This window comes from Maricaulis maris (genome assembly GCF_036322705.1).
In the GTDB taxonomy this organism is placed as follows: domain Bacteria; phylum Pseudomonadota; class Alphaproteobacteria; order Caulobacterales; family Maricaulaceae; genus Maricaulis; species Maricaulis maris_B.
This window is the reverse complement of record NZ_AP027270.1, coordinates 1,920,501-1,935,796: the sequence shown is the minus strand read 5'-3', so window position 1 is coordinate 1,935,796 and position 15,296 is coordinate 1,920,501. Positions and strand designations below refer to the sequence as shown.

The following is a 15,296-nucleotide window of genomic DNA, read 5'->3' as shown; positions in this document are numbered from 1 at the left end:
GGGTCGGCCCGCCCTGCATCCGTCGTTACAGCAAAACCCGCGGATTCATGATGCTCCTGGGGTCCAGCGCCGACTTGATCGCCCGCATCACCGCCACATCGACCGGTTTGCGGCTGGCCAGTTCGGCGCGTTTCAATATGCCGATGCCATGCTCGGCCGAGATCGAACCGCCGAAGCTGTCGACCAGGTCGTAGACCAGACGTGAGAGCGGGGCGGCTTCGGCGATGAAGCCGTCATCGGCGCCGGCTTCGCGGGCGGCGACGTTGAAGTGGACATTGCCATCGCCGACATGGCCGAAGGCGACCACCAGCGCGCCGGGGAAGGCCGCTTCCACGGCCGCGGTCGCCTGGCTGAGGAAGGCCGGCATCTTGGAGACCGGGATGGATACGTCGTGCTTGACCGCCTTGCCATGGGCGCGTTCGGCCTCGGCAATGGTCTCGCGCAGGCGCCAGAAGTCATGGATCTGGCTGTCATTCTCGGCGATCGCGGCATCCTCGATCAGCGCTGCCTCAAAGCCCTGGCCAAGCGCGTCCTCCATTGTTTCGCGGGCCCCGTCGGCGCGGCCGAAACTCATTTCACAGACCACATACCAAGCGTGTTCTCCGGTCAGCGGATCGCGCGTACCGGGGACATGCTCCAGCACCATCTCCAATGCCATGCGCGGCATCAGCTCGAAGGCCGTGACCGCGCCGCCGGAGACCTGTTTGGCGAGGCCGAGGAATTTCACGGCATCGTCGGGGCTGGCCAGGCCGCAAAAGGCGACTTCCATCCGCGCCGGGCGCGGGAAGAGTTTCAGGGTCGCGGCGGTGATGATGCCCAGCGTGCCCTCGGCGCCGATCAGCATTTGCTTGAGATCATACCCGGTATTGTCCTTGCGGAGGCCCGTCAGGCCGGACCAGATCGTCCCGTCCGGCAGCACGGCCTCGAGGCCCAGGACGAGTTCGCGCGTCATGCCATAGCGCAGCACATGCACGCCGCCGGCATTGGTCGAGATCAGCCCGCCAATCATCGCCGAGCCCTGCGATCCCAGCGAGAGCGGGAAGAGGCGATTATTCTCGGCGGCGAGGTTTTGCAGGTTTTCCAGCACGCAGCCGGCCTCGACCGTCATCGAGTCATTGTCGATATCGACCTCGCGGATCGCGGTCATGCGCTTGAGCGTCAGCAGCACCTCGCCCATTGGTGTGGCCGCACCGCACAGCGAGGTATTGCCGCCTTGCGGAGTGATCGCGATACCGGCCTCGTGGCACAAACGGACGCAGGCAGCGACCTCGTCCGTGCTGGCCGGCTTGAGCAGGATCGGGGTCGAGCCCTGATAGCGGCCGCGCCAGTCGGCGATATGTGGCGCCATCTCGTGTGCATCGTCCGACCAGCCCTTCGGGCCGAGCACGGCTTTGAGTGCGTCGGCAAGACCTTCCGGCAGGGGGCTGGTGGCGGGGGCGGCGGGCGTATCGGTCACGGTCATGGCAGGTCCGGTCGGTGTTCGGAAATCAGCTCAGCTCAGGTCAGGTCGTCTTTGGGGGCGGCGGCGCGTTGCAGGCGGTCATTGATCGCTTCACCCAAACCCTCATTGGGGATCGGTGCAACCGCAATCCGCGCCGCGCCGCGGGCATCGAGTGCGCGCAGGGCCGCGAAAAGCCCGGTCGCAGCCTCGGCGAGATCACCGGCGGCGGACAGGTTGAGATCGCCGTCGATCGCCCCGAAACCGAGCAGGACTTCGCCGGCCTCGGCTGTCTCGGCATTGAGGCGCATGGCGGCATTGGGGGCGTAATGGCTTTTCATCATGCCGGGTGCGAGCAGGGTCTCGCTGGAGCCCGGCTCCTCGAGGCGGCCGGTGATCGCCTCGATCTGGCGCCGGGGAAGACCGCCCGGGCGCAGCAGGGTCGGCAAGCCGCCGAGCAGGGCGATCACGGTGGATTCCAGTCCAACCGGGCAGGCCCCGCCATCGAGAATGAGATCGATCCGGTCGCCGAGGCCGTCCGCGACATGCTGGGCCGTGGTCGGGCTGATCCCGCCAGACGGGTTGGCGCTGGGGGCGACCAGCGGGCCGTCAAAGGCCCGGATCAGGCTCTGGGCCGCGGTGTGGCGCGGCGCACGCAAGGCAATCGAGTCGAGACCTGCATTGGCGATATCGGCGATCGGCGCATCGGGTCGCTTGGGCAGGACCAGGGTCAGCGGGCCTGGCCAGAAAGCTTCGGCGAGCTGTTCGGCCAGGTCGGGCCAGCCGGCCAGCCGCCAGGCCATGCTCGGCCCGGCGACATGGGCGATCAGCGGATTGAAGCGCGGCCGGCCCTTGGCGGCATAGAGACGCGCGACCGCATCGGCATTGCCGGCATCGGCGGCGAGGCCGTAGACCGTCTCGGTCGGCATGGCGACGAGGCCGCCCGCCTTGAGAAGGGCGACGGCTTCATCGATCACGGCCGGATCATTGGCAGGTTTGACAGGTGCGCTCATGGCGATGAGCTAGACCCGGAGTGGCCGGTCATGCAAGCGCGTCGCGCAAGCTATGGCGCCGCATCGGCTTCGATGTGCAGGACCAGGGTCACCTCGGCGGCTGCCGAGCCCCAGCTTGATCCGCCGACACCGAAATCGGCGCGGGCGATGACGAAGCGGCTGTCGGCGACGGCGCGGCCATCGGCAATTGCCAGGGTGAAGGGCATCACCACCGGCTGCTCGCTCCCGCGCATGGTCATTGTGCCGTGTGCCTCATAGCCGGTTTCGGTGGCGCGGATATCGTCGGAAACGAAGCGCGCCGTCTCGAAATCCGTCGGGTTGAGGCCGGCATTGGACAGCATGCTGTCATCCATCTGGCGATTGCCGGTCGAGCCGCTGGCGGTGGTGACCGCGGCGTCGATGGAGGCGGCCTCCAGATTGTCCGGATCGAGCGTGATGTCTGCCGTCCAGGTCTCGAAGCCGCCGCTCACGGCGCCGCCGGAGACCGTCGTCTCGAAGCCGACCGAGGAGGCGTCATGATCGACCGTCCAGTCCTGCGCCAGCGCCGGCGCCGTGAGGGCTGCAAGCGCAACGAGCGGGGACAGGGCGACGAGGGGGGTACGCAACATGGCAGTTATCCTTTCAGGACCGGGATCATGCGGCCGATCAATCCATCCTTGTTGATGAACTGGTGCTTGAGGGCCGCGGCGACGTGCAGGCCGAGCAGGCCGAGAATGGCCCAGCCACCGGCTCCGTGCACGCTGCCCGAAAACTCCTGGAAAGCCTCGGTCTGCGGGACCGGCAGTTTCGGCAGAACGAAATCGGGATTGTTGAACAACAGGGTCGGCGGTTCGGCTGCCGAGGCGGCGATCATGCCGCCAATCGGCATCCCGATCATGATGGCGTAAAACGCCCAATGTGTGGCGGTCGCGGCAAAACGCTCCCAGCCGGCCATGCCATCAGGCAGGGCGGGGACCGGATGGGTAAAGCGCCAGGCCAAGCGGCCGAGCGAGAGCACCAGGATGAGCAGCCCCACCGTCTTGTGCGCGTTATACGCGAACTGCACCTCGCCAAGCGTCACATCACCTCCGGCGAACAGCGTCTCCTTCAGCTCTTCCATGTTCCAGGCATAGAAGACCATGCCGACCAGAAGGACCGCGATGATCCAGTGCAGCGCGATGGCCACCCCGGTGTAGGTTTTCGGTTGGGACATCTCAGTCTCCCTCTCTCAGGAATTCAGCCTCGATCAGGATACGCACGGTCGGGCCGACAAGGCTGTGCGGCAAATTGCCGATATTGAAGGTGTCGCGATCGAGTGTCCCGGTCGCGCTGAAACCGACGGCCGGGCGGCCCTCGAGCAGATTGGTCAGGCCGCCATTGAAGGTCACGTCGAGCGTCACCGGAGCGGTCACGCCATTGAGGCTCAGCTCCCCGGACAGCTCGCCCGTGTTGGCTCCGGTCACCGTCAGCGCGGTGCTCTGGAAGACGATCTGCGGATGCCGGTCGGCGTGAAACCAGCCATCGGCCAGCTCGGCGTCGAAGTCCGGATCGCCGGTCGAGATCGACATTGCGTCGATGATTGCGGTGACTTCGGACTCGCCGGGGCGTTGAGGATCGAAGGTAAGGGTGGCGTCGAGCGTATCGAAGCGGCCGGTATACCAGCTCAGCCCCATGTGCTGGACCTGCCAGGTTACGCTGGCATGGGCCTCATCGAGCGACCAGTCGCCGGACGGCAATTGTCGGGGGTCGGTGGTCGGGGTCGCGCAGGAGGTCAGGGCCAGGGCGCAGGCCGAAAGCGCCAGAAGGGCGGTGCGTGTGATCATGCCGTCGACTATGGGGCGTTCCGGCGTCGCGATAAAGCCACACCTTTCGTCGCGATGGAGAAAACACTGTTTCCGGATTCGCTTCACACGGCGTTGAGGCTATGTTCGCCGACACATGAAATGCCAGTCAGGCAAACAAGCAGGAGGTTGGTCATGTCCTATCGCGCGCCCGTCGACGAGATGCGTTTCACGCTGGAAGAAGTGGCGGCCGTCGAAGGGCTGAAGGCCACTGGTGCCTTTCCCGATTTCTCGTCCGACCTGACCGGGGCCATTCTTGAGGAAGCCGCCAAGCTCGCCGAGGGCGTGCTTGCGCCGCTCAACAAGGTTGGCGATGCCGAACATTGCAAGCTGGCCAATGATGCGGTGACCACGCCGACCGGCTTTCCGCAAGCCTATGCCCAATTCGTCGAAGGTGGCTGGCAGGGCCTGCAATTCCCCAGCGATGTCGGAGGGATGGGCCTGCCGCGGGCGCTCGGTGTGGCGGTGCTGGAAATGATCCAGGGTGCCAATCTCGCCTTCGGTCTCGGCCCGATGCTGACCTATGGCGCCATCGAGGCGCTGATCGAGCACGGCACGGACGAGCAGAAGGCCCTGTATCTGCCCAAGCTGATCACCGGCGAATGGTCGGGCACGATGAATCTGACCGAGCCGTCGGCCGGCTCCGATGTCGGCGCGCTGCGCTCGAAGGCCGAGCCGAATGCCGATGGCAGCTGGGCGGTCTCCGGCCAGAAGATCTACATCACCTGGGGCGATCATGACTGTGCCGAGAATATCGTGCACCTGGTCCTCGCCCGCACGCCCGGTTCGCCGGAGGGAACCAAGGGCATCTCGCTCTTCCTGGTTCCGAAAATCCTGCCCGACGGCTCGGCCAATTCGCTCAAGGCGATCGGGCTCGAGCACAAGCTGGGCATTCACGGCTCGCCGACCTGCACGATGGAATATGCCGGCGCGACCGGCTGGCTGATCGGCGAGGAAAACGCCGGCATGCGCTGCATGTTCACGATGATGAACTCGGCCCGCCTGAATGTCGGTGTGCAGGGTGTCGGCATCGCCGAGCGGGCCTATCAGCAGGCCCTGGCCTATGCGATGGACCGCAAGCAGGGCAAGGCGATCGGCGCTGAGGGTCCCGGTCCGCACGCGATCATCCATCACCCGGATATCAAGCGGACCCTGTCACTGATGAAAGCCAAGATCGCCGCTTCTCGCGCGATCTGTGTGTCCTGTGCCGTGGCCGCCGACCTTGCCCATTATTCCGACGATGCCGAGGAAAGCGCCGCCGCCAAGCGCCGTGAGGAACTCCTCACCCCGATCGCCAAGGCCTGGTCGACCGATATCGGCGTCGAAGTCGCTTCGGCCGGCATCCAGGTCCATGGCGGCATGGGCTATATCGAGGAAACCGGTGCCGCCCAGCATCTCCGCGATGCCCGTATCACGCCGATCTATGAAGGCACCAATGCGATCCAGGCCATCGACCTGGTCGGCCGCAAGCTGTCAATGGCCGGCGGCGCGGCGTTTGACGAGCTCTATGCCGATATCGACCAGACCATCGAAAGCTGCCTGACCTCCTCGCATCCGGACCTGCCGCCGCTCGGCGAGCGTCTGCGCGACAGTCTGGAAGCGCTGCAGGAGGCCGCCGACTGGCTGGCCGAAGCCGAGATGGCCGACCGCCTCGCCGGGGCCACGCCCTTCCTGACCCTGGCCGGTGAAACGGTTGGCGGCTGGCTGCTTTGCGTCGGGGCCGTCGCGGCCCGTCGCCGCCAGAAGGAAAATGTCGGCGATCCGGCCTTTGCGGCACAGCGGATCGCGCTGGCCAATTTCTACGCCGAGGCCGTGATGACGCTGGCTCATTCGCGCGTCGACGACATCACCATGGGCGCCGACATGATCGACGAGGTCGGCTTCGGGCTGTAGGCGCTTCCGACAATCCGCCTCCTCCGGCGCGGGCCGGAGGAGGCGGTTCGTCACCCTGCCGAAACGCGGGTCGTCAGTCGGACTTGCGCTTGCGACCGGTGACCATGGCGCGAACCAGATTCTCGCGATGGATCAGGCTCGATGCGATGACGCCGAGAATGTGCAGGGCGACGAGGGCGAGCGTGAGATAGGTGAAGGCCGAGTGGATGGTCTCCAGCGTCTCGCCTGAACCACCTTCATGGCCGCCTTCATGCCCCTCATCATCATCCTCTTCATAGCGGCCTCCACGACGCTCATCGCGGTCGCCATAGGCCTCGCCTCCGCCCGGGACACCCGGTTGCACGGTGGCGCCGCTGTCCTGCGAGGCGATGACGCCGGCCAGCGGGCCGCGGCCGTCCTCAGCGGCAAGGAGGGCCATCCCCGACACGGTGGTTCCGGTCAGCGCGATCAGCAGTGCGATGATCATCGCGGCGCCGGCCGGGTTGTGCCCGAGGTGACGGTCGGCCTTCTTTGCGAACAGGCCCTTCATGTAGCGAATGAAACCGCGCGGTCCGGTGACAAAGGAGGCGAAGCGGGCATGCCGGGTGCCCACCAGGCCCCAGATCACGCGCACCAGAACCGTTCCGGCGACGACATAGCCGGCCCAGGTATGGATGCCGGGCAACTCGTCACCACTGAAATAGGCGGTGAAAAAGCCGATCACGATCACCCAGTGCCCGATGCGCACGATCGGATCCCAGACGCGGACGGTTTCTGCTTGTTTTGGCGTGGCGTTCATAGTTGAACCTCGTGAAATCTGTGATCGATCTGATCGGCCAAACGCGGCGCAGGCGCCATGCGTCAAACGACAGGTCCGGTGAAATCCACGACAGGAGACGCTTTGATGTCAGATGAGGCAGGACAGAAACTGGCCCGCATCGTGTCCGCCGCGATCTTCGGACTGATCGCGGTCCTGATCGGACTCGATCTGTTGTTGGACAGCCGGGACGGTGTCGGAGCGCTCCACATCGCTCTGGAAGGCAGTGTGCTGATCGCGGCTTTGACCGGCATGGTGACCATGCTTCGGCGCTTTGGTCGCGTCTCCACCGATCTGGCCCGCGCGCGTGACGATGCCGAACGCTGGCGCCGCGAGCATCAATCCCTGCTTCAGGGATTGAGCGCCGCCATTCGCAGCCAGTTCGATGACTGGCGCTTTACCCAGGCCGAGGCCGAGATCGGCTTTCTCCTGCTCAAGGGGCTCAGTCACAAGGAGATTGCCGAGGTCCGCGGCACCAGCGAGCGCACTGCCCGTGAGCAGGCCCGGTCGGTCTACGCCAAGGCCGACCTGTCCGGCCGCAGCGAATTATCGGCCTTCTTCCTCGAAGACCTTCTGCCCCCGCACGCCGGAGCGTCACAGCCTGCCGCGGGCTGAGCGCGCCTGCCCGTTCGCCTGAATGTCGCCGTTGGTCGCGGGCGACAGGCCTTCGTCGTGAAGTCTGCGGCATCGGTCGAACAGTTATTGGCTGCTGGAAAATCCGCCCCTAGCAAGAGGGGGCGTTGGGCCGCGTGCCCATCGCACCCTCCGAGTGCTCACCGCGAGGCGAGTCTCATTAGGCGGACTGTTCTCACTCGGTCCGCCTTTTGAGACGCCTCGCAGTCGGAGTGGGGCCGCGGCGCTGTTTGCGTTCCGGTTTCGCCACAGACGAGGGGCCGCCCGGCCAGGCTTGGCTGGCAGCTTGTTTCCTGAACCGTCCCACAGAGCCCGGTCTGAAGCGTGTGTCGCGAGGCGCAGGCATCGGAGCCGTGGCCGGGCGTTCAACGACCGGCGCAGCAAGACGACCTCTCATTTCGTCTCGTCCAGCGATCATTCGTCGCGACCGCCGACGCTTCATCGCAAATCGGGATGGTCTGATTGCAAGGCGCGTGGCCCCGGTCATCCCGCGCCCCTAGGACCTCCATTCCGTTCCGGGTCTTCGAACGCCGAGAGAACGGTTCGGGGAGAGGGGGGCAGCACGGTCCACCGAGGCGGCTGCGGCCGACCTTCGGGCCACGTGTCAGGCCCGGGTCCCCGAATTTATGCGTCTAACAAGGGGACTACCATGAAATCTGTTCGTCATACTTTGTTGGCATCGACCGCGTGCGTCGGCCTGGCTTTTGCCGGTGCCGTCGGCGTCGGAGCGGTGCTCGCACCGGCCGCCCAGGCCCAGTCCTACACAACCGGCGCCGCCAATGGCCAGATCACGGATGAATCCGGCCAACCCATCGCGGGCGCCACGATCACCATGGTCAATACGGCGCGCGGGACCACCCGGTCCGTGTCCTCTGGCGCGGATGGCGGCTTCTTCGTCGGTCGCCTGCCGGTCGGCGAATACTCCATCACCATCCGCCGCGACGGATATCAGCCGATCACCAATGGCATGGTGCAGGTCAATGTCGGTGGCACCACGCAGTACGGGTTCCAGATGACCCGCGGTTCGTCTTCGGCCGATGTGATCACCGTGACCGGCACCGCGGTGCAGGCGAATACTTTCCAGGTCGCTGAGACGGGTATCACGCTCGACGTCGCTGAAGTGTTCGCGCAAATCCCGGTCGGTCGCAGCCTCGACTCGCTGACGCTGCTCGCGCCGGGAACGGTCGAAGCCGACAGCGACTTTGGCGGGGCCTCGATCTCTGGCTCCTCAGCGGGCGAGAACGCGTTCTACATCAATGGCATGAACATCTCCGATTTCCGCAACTTCACGGGCGCCTCGACGGTCCCGTTCGAGTTCTATCAGCAGGTCGAAGTGAAAACGGGCGGCTTCCAGGCCGAGTTTGGCCGGGCGACCGGCGGCGTCACCAATGCGGTGACGCGGTCGGGCACCAATGACTTCCATTGGGGCTTCAATGCCTACTATTCGCCGGATGAGCTCCGCTCCGATGCGCCGGACACCGTCTACGCCGCGAACCGTTTCGACCAGGGCACCTCAACGGACATGAGTGTCTGGGCCAGCGGTCCGGTCATTCCTGACCGGCTGTTTGCCTACACGCTCTACGCGCCGCGCTTCCGGGAATCCATCAATGTCAGCGAAGGCGGCACCCAGACCATCGACCGCAGCGATGACCCGTTCTGGGGCGTCAAGCTGGATGCCAACCTCTTCGAAGGGCATACGCTGGAGTTCACGGCTTTCTCTGACAGCCGGACCACCACGCGCCAGACCAATCTGGTGACCGTCACCGACAATGACTACACCTTCGCCTCGGACAGTGGCGTAACCGACTATATGGCCGGTGGCGACGTCTATATTGGTAACTACACCGGCGCCCTGACTGACTGGATGACCCTGTCGGTGACCTACGGGACGCAGACCTTCAACCAGTCGACCGTACCCAGCACGTCGAATGTGACGGCGATCCGGGATCTGCGCAACGGGACCTTCCTGACCAATTATTCGAACCTCAGCGTGGTGCGCGGTGAAGACCGCCGTGAACTGTTCCGGGCAGATGTGGACGTGTTCGCGAACTTCTATGGCGAACACAATATCCGCTTCGGCATGGACCGCGAGGAGCTGCGGGCAGACGAGGAGAGCGTCTATACCGGCGACGGCAACTACTATCTCTACTACCGCTCGGCGGTGTGTGAGTCGCAGGGTGGCCCTGCCGGCGAGGATTGCGTTCGTCTCATCAACTACAACAATGTCGGTTCGTTCGAGACCACACAGACCGCGTTCTACATCCAGGACTCATGGCAGGTCACTGACCAGTTCACGCTGAACCTGGGTATCCGCAATGAGACCTTCGACAACCGCAATCTGGATGGCGACACCTTCGTCGAGCTCAGCAACCAGATCGCGCCGCGTATCGGTGCGAGCTATGATGTGTTTGCGGATGGCAGTCTCGAGCTCTTTGGCTTCTGGGGGCGCTACTTCCTGCCGGTGGCGACGAATACCAATATCCGCCAGGCCGGCCGCGAGTCCTATACCTCGGACTGGTACACCTTCACCGGAATCGGTGCGGATTTCCGTCCGACCGGTCTCGCGGCGACGCCGTTCGCGAACTCTGTCTTCGCCGACGGTCAGCTGAATGACCCCCGCGAAGTCACCGATGCCAATCTCGATCCGATGTTCAAGGATGAGTTCATTCTCGGCGCCCGCTGGATGATGAATGACCTCTGGGACTTCGGCCTGAGCTATACCCATCGTGAGCTCGTCACGACTATCGAGGATGGAGCAATTGATGCGGCCGTCCTGGCTTATTGCAACGACAATGCGATTGTCGGCTGTGATGCGATCTGGACCGGTTTCCACCAATACGTGCTGACCAATCCGGGCGAGACGATGCGGGTCTATCTGCCGGACCTGCCGGGCGGCGGCCAGTGGGCCGAGCTATCTCCGGACGATCTCGGCTATCCGACCCCGACCAACACCTATGAGGCGCTCGAGCTGACGTTCTCGCGGGCGTTCGCGGACCGCTGGGCACTGAACGGTTCTTGGACGATCTCCAACTCCGAGGGCAATTACGAGGGCCCTGTGAAGTCGGACAATGGTCAGGATGATGCCGGGATCACGATCGACTATGATACGCCGGGCCTGACCGACGGGACCGATGGTCAACTGCCGAACCACCGGGCTCACAAGCTCAAGCTCTGGGGCTATTTCGAGGTCAACGACGTGTTCACAGTCGGGGCCAGCTTCCAGGCGACGTCGCCGCGCAGCTTCGGCTGTATCGGTTACCACCCGACTGACAACTTCGCCCAGCAGTACGGAGCGGCGTCCTGGTATTGCAACTCGACACTGACGCCCCGTGGCTCCCAGCTGGAGTCGGACTGGACGTACAATCTCGACATGAACTTCGTGTATCGCCCGACGCATCTTCCGTTCGGCGGTGAGCCCACCTTCCGGGTGGATATCTTCAACGTCTTTGACAATTCCGGCGTGACGGACGTTGACGAGGTCGGCGAGGATGGTCTCAACGTGCCGGCGCAATATGTGAACAGCCGCGGTACGACCACGAATACCTATGGCGAGCCGATCGGCTACCAGTCGCCGCGCAGCGTGCGCCTGGGTCTGTCGTGGGATTTCTGATCTGACGACATGCCTGCCCGAGAGCAAGCAGAGGAAAGGCGGGTCCCAACGGACCCGCCTTTTTTGTGTCTGGTGGTGCCGAACCGAGTGGTGGCCGGATGTTGGCGCAGCCGGAGCGGCTATTGGCTGGGCGTGGCTGTGGACGGTGTCGGCGCCAGCCCGGCGCGGAGCTGATCGTAGTATTTGCGGCCGACGGGCAGGGCGGTGCCACAGGACAGGACGACGCGCCGGCCGGCAGTGCTCTGGATGGCCTGGATGCGGTTGAGATTGACGATGTGCGAGCGGTGAATGCGGCGCAGCGCCGATCCGGCAAAGCTGCCCTCCAGTGCGGTCATGGTCTCGCGGACCATGTATTTCTTCGACCGGGTATGGATGTAGGCATAGTCGCGGCACGCCTCGATATGGTCGATATCCTCGTGGAGGATCCGTACCAGCCCACCGTCGGTGGGGGCCCAGTAAACCGTCTCGGCCTCAGGTTCAGGGCGGTCAGTCAGCGGACCCTTCAGGGTCGCGGCGCGCTGGTCGATGGCCTCGAGGATCGGGCCGACCAGCGCTTGTGTCCAGGCCCGGTCGAGCGACGCGGCCAGTCGCTCCGGATCCACCGGTTTCAGGACATAGTCCAGAGCCACGGCATCGAAGGCGTCGACGGCGTATTGATTGTAGGCGGTCACGAAAATGATCTGCACGGGGATCCGTGCCTTGATCTCGCGGGCAAAATTGACGCCGTTCATGCCGGGCATTTCGATGTCGACCAGGATCACATCCGGGCGCTGCCGCTTGGCGATGTGCAGCGCCGTTGTGCTGGAGCCGGTGCTGCCGATGACCTCGACATCCTCGAAACCCTCGACGATGCGTTGCAGGTTTGCCAGCGCCAGGGGTTCATCATCGACAAGCAGGACTTTGAGCATGACGTCGTCGCTATTCGGTCAGGGGTTGGCGGGGGATGGAGATCTCGACCCGGTACCTCGTCTCGCCATCGGGGCCCGCTACAAGCGTTGCGCGCTCACCGCACAACAGCCGCAGACGCTCACCCAGATTGGCAAGTCCCAGTCCTGTGCGGTCGGCGGGATTAGCCACCGGGCTGCCAGCGATCGAATTTGAGACAATTATGTTCAGATTTCCATGCGGACCCGACGCGATCTCTATCCGCGCTTCGATCCGGTTTTCAGTACAGGCGACAGCATGTTTCACGATGTTTTCCAGCAGCGGCTGGAGCGTAAAACTGGGTACGACCCGGTCGAGGCAGTCCGGGTCGACATCCCAGCGCAGGTCAAGTCGCTCGCCGAACCGCAAATGCTCGAGATCGAGATAGATCTGCGCGCTTTCCACATCTTCCCGGGCAGTCACCATCGGGCTGACATCGCCCTTGAGGCTGTTGCGCAGCAAAGCGCCGAGCTTGATCACCGCAGTACTGGCTTCGTCGGAGCGATTTGCACCGATCAGCGCATTGACGGTGTTCAGGGCGTTGAACAGGAAGTGCGGATTGGTCTGGTTCTGAAGTGCCGCCAGACGGGCCTGGGCCAGTGATTTCTCCAGTGCGAGCCCGTCCTGCTTTGAGCGCATGACGGACTGCCTTTGCGCATGGATCAGCATGCCGGCATACCAGCCCCCGTGAACCAGCAAATTCTCGCGCGCATACTCGAAGAACAGAACAGCCAGTCGCTGTTGGAGCGGGATGTCTCTCAGGATGTAGAGGTCGTTCAAAGACGCGTCATTGATCAGGAAGGTTATGAACATCGAGGCCAGAAGCGTCAGGCCGATATGCCACCAGCTGCGATGTCCGGCGCGCATGTAAGCCCAGGCAATCTGGACCGTGACAGCGTGAAAGGCGTTGGTGACCAGAAAAAAGCGAACGTCTTCGGGCTGGATGGGCTCGCCGATCAGGATGCGGAAATAAGAGCCGGCCGAAAAATGACAGATGGCCAGCGCAACATAGAGCGCCAGCCCTCCGAGCCGGTAGCCGATTCGCAAGCTGCGCATCCATTTGCGCCAGGGAATCGTGCGTACGGTCAAAGGCATTGCCTTCGTTTAGCACGAAGCGCCGGAGGCGGGATGTCGTTCGTCGCACAATTAGGTCGTTGGTCGAATGAGGGCTCCATTCGACCGATGTTCGGGTCGACATCGCAATTGAAGGCGAGCGCCTCGGTTTCGCCCGCTGCCTACACCCACATCGCGTCGGCGTCGGGGTGGCCGCGGCCGTCGAGCAGGCGGATGAGGCCGACCACGCTGCGGACCAGCATCCAGAGCCAGATCAGACCGAGGCCCATGGCGCCGAAGGGCGACAGGATGATGGTCATGATCATGAAGGTACAGACCAGGATGCCGATCAGGGCGGCCCAGAAAGACTTGATCTGGAAGGTATAGTGCGACTGCAGCCAGTGCGGCGCGCGCTCGCGCCGGGCATAGGCGATGATCACGGCCAGGATGCTGGTGATACCGATGATGTTGCCGATCACAGGAAGAGGCCGTAATTGAGCGCGGCGAAGAGCTTGTCGTCGCGGTCCGTGGCCTGGGTCGAGCCGGGTTCGATGATCGTGTCTGACATGTCGCAAATCTCCTTGCAGGCCAGAGTGGCAGAGCGCCCCCGTCTCGCCAAGCGGGACAGGTCCGCGCGTAGTCCCCCGCCCACTCCCTCGAATGGTCTCGCGGCGTCTTCGTGCGTCCTTGCGGCCACGGCGGCGCCTTAAAATACCGTCATTGACAGGCAGGCTTCTTGGTTGTGGCGCGAATTCGACGTATCGAATGGCGTATCGATACGGTCAGGATGTGTTCAGCCCATGTTAGGCAGAGTGCTTGATATCATGATCCCGGTTCTGGTGATCGGTGGCGGTCTGGCCTTCCTTGGCCTGCTCGCGGCCGGCTTGCTGGCCGGCTGGTATCTGCCTTATCCGGAGAGCTATCTGTGGCTCGCGGCGACGGGTTGTCCGGCCCTGGGCGTGGCGTTGATGTATTGGCGGGCCCGTTCGGACCAGCTTGTCTTGCAAGGGAATGAAGAATGAGCCTGATCGTGACCATGAGTGACACCGTGCCCGGTCGCGAGATCGACCGCGTGGTCGGTGTCGCCCGCGGCAATGTCGTGCGCGCCCGCTTTTTCGGCCGTGATTTCATCGCCGGCCTGCGTAACCTGGTCGGTGGCGAGGTGCCGGAGTATACAAGCCTCCTGTCTGAATCGCGCGAGCAGGCGCTCGACCGCATGGCCAAACATGCCGAAGAGCTGGGCGCCGATGCCATCATCACGGTGCGCCTGACGACCTCCTCGGTCATGGAAGGTGCGGCGGAAATCCTGGCCTACGGAACGGCTGTGAAACTGAAATGAGTCCACTGATGAAGCGTCTTGCTGGCCGTGCGGCCGATGAAATCCTGGAAACCGTGCGGTTCATCGGCGGTGTTGCGGCGGTCTGGCTAGGTCTGGTGACCTTCGGCTTTGCCGCCTTCCACATCCCGTCCGAAAGCATGCAGCCCTCGCTGGAAGTCGGTGACCGGGTGCTGGTCTCCAAATGGGCCTATGGCTATTCCGTCCACTCCCTGCCGCTGGGGATTGGCTATGTCCTGCCGGACAGCTGGAATGGCCGGATTGCGTGGTCGCAGCCGCGCCGGGGGGATGTCGTGGTGCTCCGCGACGAAAACCAGAGCCCGCCGCGCAACCTGATCAAGCGCGTGGTCGGTGTCGCCGGCGATGTGATCGAGGTCCGTGAGGGCCGCCTCTACATCAATGGCGAGGTCGCCCCGCGCCTGCTGGAGGACATTCGCACCTATCGCGAGGATCGCTCCAACCAGGCCGTCACCGTCAGCCATTACACCGAGGTCCTGCCCGGTGGTCGCGAACACGAGATCTATGAACGCGGCGACAATTACGACCTCGATGATTTCGGGCCGGTCACCGTGCGTCCGGGTACTGTTTTCGCCATGGGCGACAACCGCGACGCCTCGCGTGACAGCCGCGCCTCGGGCGGTCCCGGCTTCATTCCGCTGGAGAATGTGATCGGCCGTGCCGAGACCGTCCTCTTCACGCTGGAGCGCTGTCGCCAGGAGCAGGGTCTGTACTGTCCGCGCGGCCGGGTCTGGCGCGGGCTCTAGACGCGCACTAGTCTCT

Annotated in this window: 15 protein-coding genes; 6 read left to right on the top strand and 9 right to left on the bottom strand. The window is 64.0% G+C overall.

What is annotated here, in order from left to right; genetic code table 11:
- Positions 1-25: 25 nt before the first annotated feature.
- The 5 genes from AAA969_RS09100 to AAA969_RS09080 are packed head-to-tail and all read right to left on the bottom strand — an operon-like array spanning position 26 to position 4,253.
- Complete coding sequence (locus AAA969_RS09100; RefSeq protein WP_338245710.1) at positions 26-1,462, bottom strand: FAD-binding oxidoreductase; 1,437 nt, start codon at positions 1,460-1,462, stop codon at positions 26-28.
- A gap of 35 nt (positions 1,463-1,497) precedes the next feature.
- Complete coding sequence (locus AAA969_RS09095; protein WP_338245709.1) at positions 1,498-2,451, bottom strand: L-threonylcarbamoyladenylate synthase; 954 nt, start codon at positions 2,449-2,451, stop codon at positions 1,498-1,500.
- A gap of 50 nt (positions 2,452-2,501) precedes the next feature.
- Positions 2,502-3,059 carry a YceI family protein gene (locus AAA969_RS09090; protein WP_338245708.1) on the bottom strand — a complete coding sequence of 186 codons (558 nt, stop codon included), beginning with the start codon at positions 3,057-3,059 and terminating at the stop codon, positions 2,502-2,504.
- A 5-nt stretch (positions 3,060-3,064) separates the two neighbouring features.
- Positions 3,065-3,643, bottom strand: a complete 579-nt coding sequence (locus tag AAA969_RS09085) for a cytochrome b (RefSeq protein ID WP_338245707.1) — start codon at positions 3,641-3,643, stop codon at positions 3,065-3,067.
- A gap of 1 nt (position 3,644) precedes the next feature.
- The gene (locus AAA969_RS09080) at positions 3,645-4,253 is read right to left on the bottom strand and encodes a YceI family protein (protein ID WP_338245706.1); all 609 of its coding nucleotides are present in this window, start codon (positions 4,251-4,253) and stop codon (positions 3,645-3,647) included.
- 153 nt (positions 4,254-4,406) lie between these two features.
- Here AAA969_RS09080 and AAA969_RS09075 point away from each other — a divergent pair, with 153 nt between their 5' ends.
- Positions 4,407-6,164, top strand: a complete 1,758-nt coding sequence (locus AAA969_RS09075; RefSeq protein ID WP_338245705.1) for an acyl-CoA dehydrogenase — start codon at positions 4,407-4,409, stop codon at positions 6,162-6,164.
- Between the two features lie 73 nt (positions 6,165-6,237).
- Here AAA969_RS09075 and AAA969_RS09070 read toward each other — a convergent pair whose 3' ends face one another.
- On the bottom strand, positions 6,238-6,942 hold the full coding sequence (locus AAA969_RS09070; RefSeq protein ID WP_338245704.1) for a cytochrome b/b6 domain-containing protein: 705 nt from the start codon (positions 6,940-6,942) through the stop codon (positions 6,238-6,240).
- A gap of 105 nt (positions 6,943-7,047) precedes the next feature.
- Here AAA969_RS09070 and AAA969_RS09065 point away from each other — a divergent pair, with 105 nt between their 5' ends.
- Positions 7,048-7,575, top strand: coding sequence for a helix-turn-helix transcriptional regulator (locus AAA969_RS09065; RefSeq protein WP_338245703.1), 528 nt, complete (start codon positions 7,048-7,050; stop codon positions 7,573-7,575).
- A gap of 667 nt (positions 7,576-8,242) precedes the next feature.
- Entirely contained in the window at positions 8,243-11,203 is a 2,961-nt protein-coding gene (locus tag AAA969_RS09060; protein ID WP_338245702.1) for a TonB-dependent receptor, read from the top strand.
- A gap of 119 nt (positions 11,204-11,322) precedes the next feature.
- Here AAA969_RS09060 and AAA969_RS09055 read toward each other — a convergent pair whose 3' ends face one another.
- From AAA969_RS09055 to AAA969_RS09045, 3 genes are all read right to left on the bottom strand, one after another.
- The gene (locus tag AAA969_RS09055) at positions 11,323-12,111 is read right to left on the bottom strand and encodes a LytR/AlgR family response regulator transcription factor (protein ID WP_338245701.1); all 789 of its coding nucleotides are present in this window, start codon (positions 12,109-12,111) and stop codon (positions 11,323-11,325) included.
- A gap of 10 nt (positions 12,112-12,121) precedes the next feature.
- Positions 12,122-13,183 carry a sensor histidine kinase gene (locus AAA969_RS09050; RefSeq protein ID WP_338245700.1) on the bottom strand — a complete coding sequence of 354 codons (1,062 nt, stop codon included), beginning with the start codon at positions 13,181-13,183 and terminating at the stop codon, positions 12,122-12,124.
- Between the two features lie 179 nt (positions 13,184-13,362).
- Positions 13,363-13,659: a DUF4870 family protein gene (locus AAA969_RS09045; protein WP_338245699.1), complete on the bottom strand. Its 297-nt coding sequence runs from the start codon at positions 13,657-13,659 to the stop codon at positions 13,363-13,365.
- A 333-nt stretch (positions 13,660-13,992) separates the two neighbouring features.
- Between AAA969_RS09045 and AAA969_RS09040 the strand changes: the two genes are divergently transcribed.
- From AAA969_RS09040 to lepB, 3 genes are read left to right on the top strand one after another with little or no spacing between them, the layout of a single operon-like run.
- Complete coding sequence (locus AAA969_RS09040; protein WP_338245698.1) at positions 13,993-14,202, top strand: hypothetical protein; 210 nt, start codon at positions 13,993-13,995, stop codon at positions 14,200-14,202.
- Positions 14,199-14,519, top strand: coding sequence for a YbjQ family protein (locus AAA969_RS09035; RefSeq protein WP_338245697.1), 321 nt, complete (start codon positions 14,199-14,201; stop codon positions 14,517-14,519). The genes AAA969_RS09040 and AAA969_RS09035 overlap by 4 nt, the downstream gene beginning before the upstream one ends.
- Before the next feature lie 8 nt (positions 14,520-14,527).
- A complete protein-coding gene (lepB, locus tag AAA969_RS09030) occupies positions 14,528-15,280 on the top strand; it encodes a signal peptidase I (protein WP_338245696.1) in 753 nt (250 codons plus the stop codon).
- Positions 15,281-15,296: the final 16 nt, after the last annotated feature.